This is a genomic window from Rhodanobacter sp. B05, from assembly GCF_002001085.1.
Lineage (GTDB): Bacteria > Pseudomonadota > Gammaproteobacteria > Xanthomonadales > Rhodanobacteraceae > Rhodanobacter.
This window is the reverse complement of sequence record NZ_MUNU01000015.1, coordinates 374,392-386,972: the sequence shown is the minus strand read 5'-3', so window position 1 is coordinate 386,972 and position 12,581 is coordinate 374,392. Positions and strand designations below refer to the sequence as shown.

The following is a 12,581-nucleotide window of genomic DNA, read 5'->3' as shown; positions in this document are numbered from 1 at the left end:
GCAGAGGTTTTACACTGCGCGGATGCTCAAGATCGATACCCACGCGCACATCCTGCCCCGTGACTGGCCGAACCTGGCCGCCAAGTACGGCGACGACCGCTTTCCGGTGATGACCCATACCGACGGGCGCCACCGCATCTACAAGGACAGCAAGTTTTTCCGCGAGGTGTGGGACTCGGCCTTCGACCCGCAGACGCGGATCGACGACTACGCCCGTTTCGGCGTCGACGTGCAGGTGATCTCTACCGTGCCGGTGTTGTTCTCGTACTGGGCGCCGGGTTATCAGGCGCTGGAATTGCATCGCCACCTGAACGACCACATGGGTACGATGTGCCGCGATTACCCGCGCCACTACGCCGGCATCGGCACCGTGCCGCTGCAGGCGCCGGACCTGGCGATCCGCGAGCTGGAGCGCTGCATCGACGAACTCGGCCTGCAGGGCGTGCAGATCGGATCGCATTGCGGCGACTGGAACCTGGATGCGCCGGAGCTGTTCCCGTTCTTCGAGGCCGCCGCCGATCTCGGCGCCGCCGTGCTGGTGCACCCGTGGGACATGATGGGCATGGCCAGCATGCCGAAGTACTGGATGCCGTGGCTGGTCGGCATGCCGGCCGAACAGTCGCGCGCCGCCTGCTGCCTGGCCTTCGGCGGCGTGCTGGAACGGCTGCCGAAACTGCGCGTGATGCTGGCCCACGGCGGCGGCAGCTTCCCGTCGACGATCGGCCGCATCGAGCACGGCTTCAAGATGCGCCCGGACCTGGTCGCCACCGACAACCCGCGCAACCCGCGCGACTACCTGCAGCGCTTCTACTTCGATTCCTGCGTGCACGACGATCAGGCGCTGCGCTATCTGCTGGATGTGACCGGCGTCCGCCAGGTGATGCTCGGCACCGATTATCCTTTCCCCCTGGGCGAGCAGGAACCCGGCAGCGGCATCGAGGCACTGCGCCTGGACGAGGCTGAGCGTGCCCGGCTGTTCCATGGTACGGCGCTGGAATGGCTGGGCCTGCCCAGACATCGCTTTGTCCCCGACATCTCTTCACCGGAGCCAGCATGAAACTTCTTCGCAGCGCCACCCTGGCGATCGCCCTTGCCACCAGCATGCTGACCGGCGCGGTACACGCCGCCGACGTCAGCATGGGCGACGGCAACATCACCTTCGCCACCCCGGACAGCTGGCTGGCGATCATGCAGACCCAGGGCGAGCCGGAGGCCCAGGTATTCCAGGTGCCCGACCCTTCGCCCACCGGCAAGAACAGCCTGGCGCGAGTCACGGTGACCGTGCAGCACGTGCCTGACATCAGCAGCTTCCACCAGTTCATGGCCGAGGCCACCGCCAAGGCGCTGGTGCTGCCCGGTTACAAGGCGGTCACCGCACCGCCCGAGCCGAACAGCAATCTCTACACGGCGCAGGAAAACGGCGTCCAGTTCAGCTATACCGAGCACTACTGGTTCAAGCGCGGCTACGCGATCCAGTTGCGCTGCATGCGCCCCAGCCAGAGCCAGGCGGGTGCCGCGTGGAAGGCGGAGTTCGACAAGGGTTGCGCCGCGCTCGCCGTACAACTGAAGTAAGCCACCCTGCGCTCCTGCCTGCAGGGGCGACAGCCGGTATCCGACGAGAATCCCGATGTCCGCAAGCTTCGAAGCCACCACCGCCTGGGCACGCGCCCGGGATGCCGCCGATCCGCTGCGCGCGTTCCGCGACGAATTCCTGATCCCTCCGCACGAAGGGCACGACAGCGTGTACTTCTGCGGCAACTCGCTCGGCCTGCAGCCGCGTGCGGTGCGCGAGGCGGTGAACGCCGAACTGGACTACTGGGGCGAACTGGGCGTCGAAGGCCATTTCAAGGGCCGTCTGCCATGGATGGACTACCACGAGTTCGTGCGCGACGACCTCGCCACCGTGGTCGGCGCACTGCCCGGCGAAGTGGTGGCGATGAATACGCTGGGCGTGAACCTGCACCTGATGATGGTGAGCTTCTATCGACCCACGGCCGAACGCCCGGCGATCCTGATCGAGGCCGGCGCCTTTCCCACCGATCGCTATGCGGTGGAATCGCAGGTACGTTTCCACGGCCTCGACCCGGCCAGCGCCCTGATCGAACTCGACGCCGACGAGCCGAATGGCGTCGTCTCGATGGCGGCGATCGAGCGTGCGCTGGCCGAACACGGCTCGCGCATCGCGCTGGTGATGCTGCCCGGCGTGCAATACCGTACCGGCCAGGCGTTCGACCTCAAGGCGATCGCCGCGCTCGGGCACAAGCACGGCTGCACCGTGGGCTTCGACCTCGCCCACGCCGTCGGCAACCTGCCGCTGCGGCTGCATGACAGCGGCGCCGACTTCGCGATCTGGTGCAGCTACAAATATCTCAACAGCGGTCCCGGCGCGGTCGGCGGTGCCTTCGTGCATGAGCGTCATGCGCACGCCGTGCTGCCGCGCTTCGCCGGCTGGTGGGGCCACGACAAGACCACGCGATTCCAGATGGGCCCGGCGTTCCGGCCCACGCCCGGTGCCGATGGCTGGCAGCTGTCCAATCCGCCGATTCTTGCGCTGGCCCCGCTGCGCGTCTCGCTGGAGATTTTCCGGCGTGCCGGCATGAAGGCGCTGCGCGAAAAGTCGCTGCAACTCACCGGCTACCTGGAGTGGCTGGTGCAGAGCCAACTGGCCGACGTGCTGCAGGTGGTCACCCCGGTCGAAACCGATCGCCGGGGTGCCCAGCTGTCGATCCGCGTGATCGACGGGCGCGCACGCGGTCGTGCCCTGTTCGAATACCTGATGGATCACGGCATCATCGGCGACTGGCGCGAGCCCGACGTGATCCGCATCTCGCCCGCACCGCTGTACAACCGCTTTGCCGATTGCCTGGCATTCGCCGAGGCCGTGCGCGAATGGAACCACGCCAGTTGAATCCGGTGCGGGATCGCCGGTGGCGTGCCGGACGATTCACCCGCTGACCTCGGCGCGCACGGACATCCGGACGGCCGACGGTGGGTCGCCGCAGCGCCGCGACAACGCAAATCCGTGCGCTCACCGGCCGTAGACGCTCGACCGGCCATAGTCGGGTGTGTGCCGCGGAGCACGTCGCTCGCGAGGTGACATTCACCGCGGCGATCGTTTCCTCCAGTGCGACAAGGCTCCCCGTCATGGCAGCAAGCTTCAGCGGCAATCTCGCCGGTCAGGTCACCGAGCTCCCCCATTTTTGGGAACATACCGTCGGCAGCGGGCATGCCACCCTGGCATTGCGCGCCGACTGGCAGGCCCAACTGAAACGCGCCCACGACGAACTGGGCATGCGTCACGTGCGCTTCCACGGCATCCTGTGCGACGACATGGGTACGCTGATCGACCAGAGCGACCAGTTCATCTATTCGTTCTTCAACGCGGACCAGATCTTCGATTTCCTGCTCTCGATCGGCATGAAGCCGTTCGTGGAACTGAGCTTCATGCCGTCGTGCCTGTCGTCCTCCGGGCAGCTGCAGTTCCACTACCGCGCCAATGTGAGCCCGCCGCGGGACCTGTCGCAGTGGTCGGTGCTGATCGAGAAGATCGTCACGCACTGGGTCGAGCGCTACGGCGTGGACGAGGTACGCCAATGGTTCTTTGAAGTCTGGAATGAGCCCAACCTCACCGCCTTCGGCAGCGGCAAGCAGGAAGACTATTTCCCGCTGTATCGCTATACCGTCGAGGCGATCAAGAACATCGACGATCAGCTCAAGGTCGGTGGCCCCGCCACCGCGGACAATGCCTGGGTGGATGATTTCCTGGCCTTCTGCAAGAAGAACGCACTGCCGGTCGACTTCATCAGCACGCATCACTACCCCACCGATTCGTTCGGCAAGCCCGGCGACGACACCGAAACCGAGCTGGCCGACAGTACGCGCAGCGCGTTGCGCGATGAAGCACGCGAAGTGCGCAGGCAGGCAGGCGACCTGCCGGTCTACTACACCGAGTGGTGCACCTCGTCGAACCCGCGCGACGTGATGCACGACGACCCGTATGCGGCCGCCTTCATCATGAAGACCGTGCTGGAGCAGAACGGCCTGGTGCAGGGCTACAGCTACTGGACGTTCTCCGACATCTTCGAGGAGAACTACTTCCCATCGGTGCCGTTCCAGGGCGGCTTCGGGCTGATGAACATCCATGGCATCGCCAAGCCGGCGTACCGTACCTTTGAAATACTGCACGCGCTGGGCACCGAACTGATGCCGGTGGATGGCCAGCACGAGACGGTCGACGCCTGGCTGGTGCGCGACGGCAACAGCGCGACCATCGTGCTGAACAACTTCGCCCTGCCGCGCCACCCGATCGCCACGGAAACCGTGACGTTCGCGCTCAAGGGCGCCAGCGCGGTGAAGTCGGCCACGATCCAGCGCATCGACCTGGAGCATGCCAATGCCAAGCGTCGCTGGGAGCAGATGGGCAAACCGGAGTATCTGAGCGCCAGGCTGGTAGCCGAGCTGCACGAAGTGTCGGAGCTGAAGACCGAACCGCTTGCGGTTGCCAGCAAAGAGGGGCAGGTCGTGTTCGAAGTGGAGATGCCCGCGCAAGCCGTGGCGGCCATCCGCTTCGACTGGTCTTGAACCGATCGGGCAACCCCGCGCACCCGTACATCGCGGATCAGTCGCGCATCGCCAGTCACGCTCGATGCTCCGGCATCGCGAGAAATTGCGCTTGCTCCACCCGTTTTGTCACGTGCACATGACGGCATGGCGAGCACGCTGCTGATTCCGCAAAGGCACCAGCATGAGGGATGTCGTCTTGACCCAATCCGATCCGAAGTCCACCGCGCCGACGCTTGCCGTTCCGGGACTGCTGAAGGGCCAGAAGGCGCTCGTCACCGGCGCCAACTCCGGCATCGGACGTGGCGTGGCATTGGCGCTCGCCGAAGCCGGCGCCGACGTCGCCGTCAACTACGTCGTGGACGACGATGCGGCGCAGGCGGTGGTGGAACAGCTCGAAGGCTTCGGCGTCAAGGCGATCAGGATCAAGGCCGACGTGTCCGACGAGGACCAGGTCGCGGCCATGTTCAAGCAGGCCTGCGATGCGTTCGGCACGGTCGATATCCTGGTCGCCAACGCCGGCCTGCAGCGCGACTCGGCGTTCAAGGACATGACCCTGGCCGAATGGAACAAGGTCATCGGCGTCAACCTCACCGGGCAGTTCCTGTGCGCGCGCGAGGCGGTGCGCGAGTTCAGCCGGCGCGGCGTGGTGCCAAGCGTGTCCTGCGCTGCCGGCAAGATCATCTGCATGAGTTCGGTGCACCAGGAAATTCCGTGGGCCGGACACGCCAACTACGCGTCGTCCAAGGGCGGCATCAAGCAATTGATGGAAAGCCTGGCGCAGGAGGTGGCGCCGCTGAAGATCCGCGTCAACGCGATCGCCCCCGGCGCGATCCGCACCCCGATCAACACCAGCGCGTGGAATACCCCCGACGCCTACAAGTCGCTGATGACCCTGGTGCCATATGGCCGCATTGGCGAGCCGGAGGACATTGCTCGTGCCGCGGTATGGCTGGCGTCCGACCAGTCCGACTATGTGGTCGGCACCACCTTGTTCGTGGACGGCGGCATGACGCTCTACCCCGGCTTCGCGACCGGCGGCTGAGCCGGCATGCCCGACAACCACTACGACCTCATCGTCATCGGCAGTGGCCCCGGCGGCGCTTCGCTGGCACAGCGGCTCGCGCCCACCGGCAAGAAGATCCTGCTGCTGGAGCGCGGCGACTACCTGCCACGCTCGGTGGACAACTGGGATTCGCAGAAGATCTTCGTCGAAGGCATGTACCAGACGAAGGAGACCTGGTACGGCAAGGACGGCAAGACCTTTCAGCCCGGCCTGCATTACTTCGTGGGCGGCAATTCCAAGATGTACGGCGCCGCGCTGTTCCGTCTGCGCGAGCGCGACTTCGACGAGATTGCGCACAAGGACGGCATCTCCCCGGCGTGGCCGCTCAAGTACGACGCCTTCGAGCCCTGGTACGCCGAGGCCGAGAAATTGTTCCACGTGCACGGCCAGCGTGGCGAGGACCCGAACGAGCCGTGGTCCAGCGGTCCGTTCCCGTACCCTCCGGTGTCGCACGAGCCGCGCGTGCAGGCATTGCACGACAGTCTGCAAAGCGACGGCTTGCATCCATTCCACCTGCCGATGGGCATCCTGCTCGACGAGAAAGACGGCAAGACCCTGCCCGACAGCATCTGCATCCGCACGCCATTCTTCGACGGCTACCCGTCCCCGCTCAATGGCAAGGCCGACGCCCAGGTGATGTGCGTCGACCCGGCCCTGAGGGCACACCCCAACCTCACCCTGCTCACCGGCGCCTATGTGTCCACACTGGAAACCGACGCCTCGGGCAAGACCGTTTCCGCGGTCAACGTCACCCGCAATGGCGAACGGGAACGCTACAGCGCCGACATTGTGGTCGTCGCCTGCGGCGCGCTGTCCTCGGCGCTGCTGTTGTTGCGCTCGGCCAACGACAGGCATCCGCACGGCCTGGCCAATGGCTCGGACCAGGTCGGGCGCAACTACATGCGGCACAACCAGTCGATCCTGATGGCGTTGCTGCGCGAGCCGAACGACACCGTGTTCCAGAAGACGCTGGCGGTGAGCGACTGGTACTTCGGCAGTGACGACTGGGACTACCCGCTGGGCCTGATGCAGATGTGCGCGAAGTCGCAGGAGGCGCAGATCCGCGGCGAAGCGCTGCCGTCGTGGCTGGAGTGGTTGCCGAAGATGCCGTTCGAACAGATGGCCCGCCACTCGATGGATTTCTGGCTCTCCAGCGAAGACCTGCCGCGTGCAGAGAACCGCATCCGTTACGACGGCGACAAGGTGACCCTCGAACTCACCGAGAACAACATGGAGGCGCACCAGCGCCTGAAGAAAAAGCTGGAGCAGATGCTGGACAGGATCGGGGCGCATCCGGTGCTGCTCGAACGCCACCTGTACCTGGGCAAGAACATCCCGATCGGCGGCACCGCGCACCAGGCCGGCACGGCACGCTTCGGCACCGACCCGACCAGCTCCGTGCTCGACCTGGACTGCAAGGCGCACGAGCTCGACAACCTGTACCTAACCGACGCCAGCTTCTTCCCCTCGATCGGCGCAGTGAACCCGACCCTGACCATCATCGCCAACGCCCTGCGCGTGGCCGACCGGATCAAGGCGCGGCTGTAGATCGAACACGTGACACGCGGCGCCGGAACCCGTCGCTCGTCCGCACCGAGGGCCGGTGATCGGAGCTACGATGTTGCGCCCCGACCACGCGCTGCGCGCATCACCCATCCTGGAGTTGCCATCCGTGTCGCACTATTCCGGCCCCCTGTTCGCGCGCCCCGACGCCGAGGCCTTGCTGGCTGCGCGTGATGCCGGCGCAGGTACATGGACCGGTTCGCTGGATCTTGGCCGCTCGATCGACACTGCCGCGTTCGAAGCGGATGTCTGGCGTTGGCGCGACCACAGCTACCCGTATCCGTCCGGGCTGAAGGACCGCACGATCTATCATTGGGACGGCGACGAATTCGCGCCGGTGGCCCGCTTCGCCGGTTCGCTGATCAAGCTGGTGCCGACCGAATGGGGCGCGCCCACGTTCGAGATCGATGGCATCAAGATGTTGCCGACGTCGAAGGAGTCGCCGCTCGAGGATGCGCGACGCAAGGTGGCGCTGGTCGAGCCGCGCGGCAGGGTGGTGCTCGACACCTGCGGCGGGCTCGGCTATTTCGCCGCGTGTTGCCTGGAGGCCGGCGTGGCGCGCATCCAGTCGTTCGAGAAGAATGCCAACGTGCTGTGGTTGCGCACGCTCAACCCGTGGTCGCCGGATCCCGGCGCGGCCACCAGCGGCGGCCGGCTGCAGTTGGAGCATGCCGACGTGGCGCAGGCGATCACGCAGATCGCCGACGCCTCGATCGATGCGCTGCTGCACGACCCGCCCCGTTTCGGCATCGCCGGCGAGCTGTACTCGCAGGCGTTCTACGGCCAGCTGGCGCGGGTGCTGCGTCGCGGCGGACGGATGTTCCACTACACCGGCAGCCCGAACAAGCTGACCAGTGGGCGCGACGTGCCGCGCGAAGTGGCGAAGCGTCTGGAGCAAGCCGGCTTCACGGCGCAGCTTGCTCTCGATGGCGTGCTGGCCGTGCGGCGCTGAACGAAAGGCCGGGACAGCGGCTCAAGGCGCCGCGTCTGCCCCGCGCTTGACGGCGGCGACGAAGGCCTGGCGCGCTGCCATCAAGGCCTTCGACGTCGCCTGCGGCCACGCACCCACCTGCACGATGACCAGTTGCCGCGCCGGATCGACATAGACCAGCTGGCCGAAGATGCCGATCGCCGCATAGCTGCCGTCGGCATCGGTCCACCACAGGTAACCGTAACCGCGACCGGGATCGTCCACGTCCTGCTGGTGACGCAGGGCGCCGCGCATCCATGCGTCGGCGATCACCTGTTTGCCGTCGATGCGTCCGCCATCGAGCATGAACTGCCCGATCCGGGCATAGTCGACAAGCGTGGCGGACAGGCCGCTGCCGCCGGTGTCGCTGCCGTCGCATTCGTCCTTCAGCCAGTAGGCATCCGACGCCATGCCGTACGGCTTCCAGATCGTCTGCGACAGATAGCTCGCCAGCGATTGGCCGGTGGCGCGCTGGACCAGGATGCCGAGCAGGTCGGTCTCGGCGGTGTTGTAGTTCCAGTGCGTGCCGGCGGGATACGCGCGCGGCAACTTCGCCAGATACGAGATCACGTGCGGCTGGCCATTTTCGCATTTGCTCCGATACATCTGCGCCACATCGGAATGCGGGTCGGCGTAATCCTCATTCCAGCGCACGCCGGACGTCATCGTCAGCAGTTGCTCCACAGTGACCTTGGCGTAGGCTGTGCCGCGCAACTGCGGAATATAGGTATCCAGCGTGTCATGCATGCTGTGGATGTCGCCCCGGCGCAGGGCGATACCCAGCAAAGCGGAGGTAACCGACTTGGCGACCGAGAACGAGGTCCAGCGCTGCTGCGGACCGAACCCCGGCGCATACCGCTGCAAACGGATGCGGCCATGCTGCAGCACCATCACGCCGGCCAGGTGGTGTTGCGTCATGTAGCCGGCCAGCGTGGTGGAGCCGTCCTCCCACTTCGGCGTCAGCGCCCTGCCCTGCGGCAAGGCTTGGACGTGCGCGCCATGCGCCACGCGATCGGCGGGAAATATCCGGTACATGCGCGAGAAGCGCGCCGTGCGTTGCGCCTGCGTCCAGAACAGCACGTCTTCGCGCTGCTGGCCCACGCTGGATGAATCCCTGGCCGGCAGTGGCAGCGACACGACCAGGCACAAAAGGGTGGTGAGCAGACGCAGGCAGATGATCGAACGCATGGAACTCCCGATGCCCGATGGCATATAGCCTGGCATGCGCCCTGGGCCAGGGCGACACGGATTGCAGGCAAGCCGCACGCGGAAACCGTCCACGCATGCGGAAACCGCATCATTCTAGAACGTCCGGGCAGACAGGTGTGGCGAACGGCATCGACGCTGCAGGTTTTTTGCATGACAAGCGTCACTGCCGCCGCGGTTCACGCCAAACGGAAAACACGACATCAGGCAACACCACGAGGGGAAACATGACCACTTCACCACGCCGTGGGCATTACGGCGTCGATGCGCCTTACGTGCCCTTGCTCACGGCCGCAGGCTTGCTGGTTTGCCTGGGGCTGATGGTGTTCGCGCACATGCATGGACTGTGGATCACTGCTGTCCTTCTGGTTTTCCTCCTCACGCTCTACCTGCACACCACCTTGCGCGGCAAGTTCGCGGCATGGCGGGATCTGCTCGACGCGCAGGCCTGGCGTGGCGACGAACAGGTCCTCGACCTCGGCTGTGGCCGCGGTGCGATCCTGCTGATGGCCGCCGCATACGTACCGCGAGGTTGCGCTACCGGCGTCGACATCTGGAGCAGCAAGGATCAGTCGGGCAATGACATCCGGGTGGCCACCCGCAACGCCGAAGCGGAAGGCGTCGCCGAGCGCATCGAGCTGAAGACCGCCGACATGCGCGAGCTGCCATTCGCCGATGCCAGCTTCGACGTGGTGGTCTCCAACGTGGCGATCCACAATATCAGCGCCACGGCCGGTCGCGAGCGCGCCATCGACGAGGCCTGGCGCGTGCTGCGCCCCGGTGGAAGGCTGCTGATCGCCGACATTTCCCGGAGTCGTCAGTACCGGCAGCGGCTGAGCGCGCTCGGCGCGCGGGTCGAGCGTCGCAGCCTGGGCTGGCGCATGTGGTGGGGCGGTCCATGGATGCCGACCATGCTGATCACGGCGCAAAAGCCGATCGATGGCGATGCCGCGGGTTGAATCGGGGGCCACCGAAAAACCGACGGCCCCACCTCGCTTCCGCCAGCATGACGCCCGCCCTCTCCCGTCGGGGCGCGGCTCGCGCGCCTTCTCGCGTATTGCACCCACCCCGGGATGGACTCATCATCCATGCGCATTGGCGTACAGGGGAAGCTGAGCATGTCAGCACAATTCGGCGGGCCGCCAAGCGGCCGGTCGCCGACGGATTTCTTCGGGCGGCAGGACAGCGCGCAGCGCGCGACGCGACGCATGCTGGTGCTGTTCGCCGTTGCCGTGGCGTCCGTGGTGGCCATGCTGCTGGGCGCGCTGGCGCTGGGCAAGTATGCCTTCATGCATTTCTACGGGCTCGCCTATTTCGGCTATTCGCCATGGCCGCACGCAAGGACCCTGATCTGCGTCGGCGCGGTCATCGTCGCCGTGATGGCCTGGGTTTCGTGGTCGCGCATACGCGAGCTGGCCGATGGCGGCAGGGTGGTGATGCAGGGCATCGGCGCGCTCGAGATCGCCCCCGACACGACCGATCCGGTGCACCGCCGGCTGAACAACATCGTGCAGGAAATGGCGATCGCCGCATCGGTACCCGTGCCCGACGTCTTTCTGCTTGAGCACGAAGCGGGCATCAATGCGTTTGCCGCCGGCCACGGCACGGCCGATGCCGCCATCTGCGTCACCAACGGCTGCCTGGAAAAGCTCGCGCGCGACGAACTGCAAGGGGTCATCGCGCACGAGTTCAGTCACATCGTGCACGGCGACATGCGCCTCAACATACGCCTTGTCGGCCTGCTCGCCGGCGTGGTCTTCGTCGCATCCACCGGACGCTCGCTGCTCGCCGGCAACTCTGACGGCAATCGCCGGGGTTACGTTCTGGGCCAGATCAGCCTCGGCCTGATGATGCTGTGCGTCGGCTCCATCGGGCATCTTGCCGGCCGACTGGTCCAGGCCGCGGTGTCGCGCTCGCGCGAGTTCCTTGCCGACGCCGCCGCGGTGCAGTTCACCCGGGAGCAGCTGGGCATCGTCGGCGCCCTGCGCAAGATCCAGGCGCTCGCCGAAGGCTCGCAACTGAACAACGTCGACAGCAACGAAATCGCCCACATGCTGTTCGGCGAAGGCGGGCGCTGGTCGCGGCTGCTGGCGGCGCATCCGCCGGTGCCCACGCGCATTCGTGCGCTCGGGATGCCCTACCGCGAACAGGACATCAAGCACGTCAGCGAGGCCTGGCAGGAGCCGGTGCAAGCCACCGACCCGGACGGCCGCGGTGTCTCGATTGCCGGTTTCGCTCCTGCCACGAGCGTGCCGCCGACCGTGCACGCCCGTGCCGAGGTGCCCGCTGCGGATGTTCCACGGGTGGCGACGCCTTCGATGCTGACCGCCAGCGTCGGGCATCCGGGCGAGGCCGCCACGACGGCCGCCGGCAACCTGTTGCAAGCGATTCCTGCCGCGCTTCGAGATGCCGCCGCAAGCCTCGACGACGCACCTGCCCTGGTGCTGAGCCTGACCATCGCGACTCCCTCGGCGCAGCGCGCCACCCAGTTGCAACGCATCGAACAGGATCAGGGCACGGCGATGCGCGCGCGGGTCGAGACCTTGCTGGATGCCGCCGGCCAGCTGGCGCCGATGGCCCGCCTGCCCCTGCTCCAGCTCGCGCTGCCACGGCTGCGTCGCCTGCCGCCAGCGCAGGCACCGACCCTGCTGCAGACCATGGATGCGCTGGTGCGCATCGATGGAGGCGTCGACCTTTACGAGTACTGCCTGGTGCGAATGGTGCGCATCTACCTCGACGAAGCGGCCCGACCCGCCGGCGCAAGCACCGCCGGCCCGGGCCGCCTGTTCGACCAGCGTGCCGACTTCGCCACGCTGTGCGCGATCCTGGCCGGAAGGGGCAGCGATGACGGCGTCGCCGCGCGTCGGGCCTGGCAGCAGGCGATGGACCAGGTGCTGCCTGACCATGGCCTCGACTACGCCGTGGCGCCGGCCTGGCAAACCTCGCTCGACCCGCTGCTGCAGCGACTCGATGGGCTGCGCCCGATCGACAAGGAACTGGCCGTGGAGGGATTGGCCACGGTGGTGCTGGCTGACGGCCGCGTGACGATCGAGGAAGCCGAATTGCTGCGGCTGATCTGCGCCTGCCTGCACTGCCCTCTGCCACCGTTCCTGGCGACGACCTGAAAGAGGCCGGGCCGATCAATCCGGCAAGCAGCCGACCGCCCGAGTCGGGCCGATCAGTCGATCAGCATGGAGTCGACCGACGGGCATTCGG

The 12,581-nt window shown here is 66.4% G+C and carries 10 protein-coding genes; 9 read left to right on the top strand and 1 reads right to left on the bottom strand.

Going from position 1 to position 12,581, the window contains the following annotated elements:
- Positions 1 to 22 precede the first annotated feature (22 nt).
- The 7 genes from B0E47_RS10445 (at position 23) to B0E47_RS10415 (ending at position 8,141) form a co-directional block, all read left to right on the top strand.
- Entirely contained in the window at positions 23 to 1,057 is a 1,035-nt protein-coding gene (locus B0E47_RS10445; protein ID WP_077514259.1) for an amidohydrolase family protein, read from the top strand.
- Positions 1,054 to 1,572 (top strand): hypothetical protein, encoded by a 519-nt coding sequence (locus tag B0E47_RS10440; protein WP_077514175.1) that lies wholly within the window; start codon positions 1,054 to 1,056, stop codon positions 1,570 to 1,572. Before B0E47_RS10445 ends, B0E47_RS10440 begins: the two co-directional genes overlap by 4 nt.
- A gap of 55 nt (positions 1,573 to 1,627) precedes the next feature.
- Positions 1,628 to 2,908: a kynureninase gene (kynU, locus tag B0E47_RS10435; RefSeq protein WP_077514174.1), complete on the top strand. Its 1,281-nt coding sequence runs from the start codon at positions 1,628 to 1,630 to the stop codon at positions 2,906 to 2,908.
- Positions 2,909 to 3,144: 236 nt separating this feature from the next.
- Positions 3,145 to 4,581 carry a glycosyl hydrolase gene (locus B0E47_RS10430; protein WP_077514173.1) on the top strand — a complete coding sequence of 479 codons (1,437 nt, stop codon included), beginning with the start codon at positions 3,145 to 3,147 and terminating at the stop codon, positions 4,579 to 4,581.
- A 178-nt stretch (positions 4,582 to 4,759) separates the two neighbouring features.
- Positions 4,760 to 5,605 carry an SDR family oxidoreductase gene (locus B0E47_RS10425; RefSeq protein ID WP_217318918.1) on the top strand — a complete coding sequence of 282 codons (846 nt, stop codon included), beginning with the start codon at positions 4,760 to 4,762 and terminating at the stop codon, positions 5,603 to 5,605.
- A gap of 6 nt (positions 5,606 to 5,611) precedes the next feature.
- Entirely contained in the window at positions 5,612 to 7,174 is a 1,563-nt protein-coding gene (locus B0E47_RS10420; protein ID WP_077514172.1) for a GMC family oxidoreductase, read from the top strand.
- A gap of 124 nt (positions 7,175 to 7,298) precedes the next feature.
- Complete coding sequence (locus B0E47_RS10415) at positions 7,299 to 8,141, top strand: SAM-dependent methyltransferase (protein WP_077514257.1); 843 nt, start codon at positions 7,299 to 7,301, stop codon at positions 8,139 to 8,141.
- 21 nt (positions 8,142 to 8,162) lie between these two features.
- Here the strand turns inward: B0E47_RS10415 and B0E47_RS10410 are convergent, their stop codons facing one another.
- On the bottom strand, positions 8,163 to 9,347 hold the full coding sequence (locus B0E47_RS10410; RefSeq protein ID WP_077514171.1) for a serine hydrolase: 1,185 nt from the start codon (positions 9,345 to 9,347) through the stop codon (positions 8,163 to 8,165).
- A 245-nt stretch (positions 9,348 to 9,592) separates the two neighbouring features.
- Between B0E47_RS10410 and B0E47_RS10405 the strand changes: the two genes are divergently transcribed.
- A complete protein-coding gene (locus B0E47_RS10405; protein ID WP_077514170.1) occupies positions 9,593 to 10,324 on the top strand; it encodes a class I SAM-dependent methyltransferase in 732 nt (243 codons plus the stop codon).
- 159 nt (positions 10,325 to 10,483) lie between these two features.
- Positions 10,484 to 12,490, top strand: coding sequence for a M48 family metalloprotease (locus B0E47_RS10400; protein ID WP_168171048.1), 2,007 nt, complete (start codon positions 10,484 to 10,486; stop codon positions 12,488 to 12,490).
- The last annotated feature ends 91 nt before the right edge of the window (positions 12,491 to 12,581 follow it).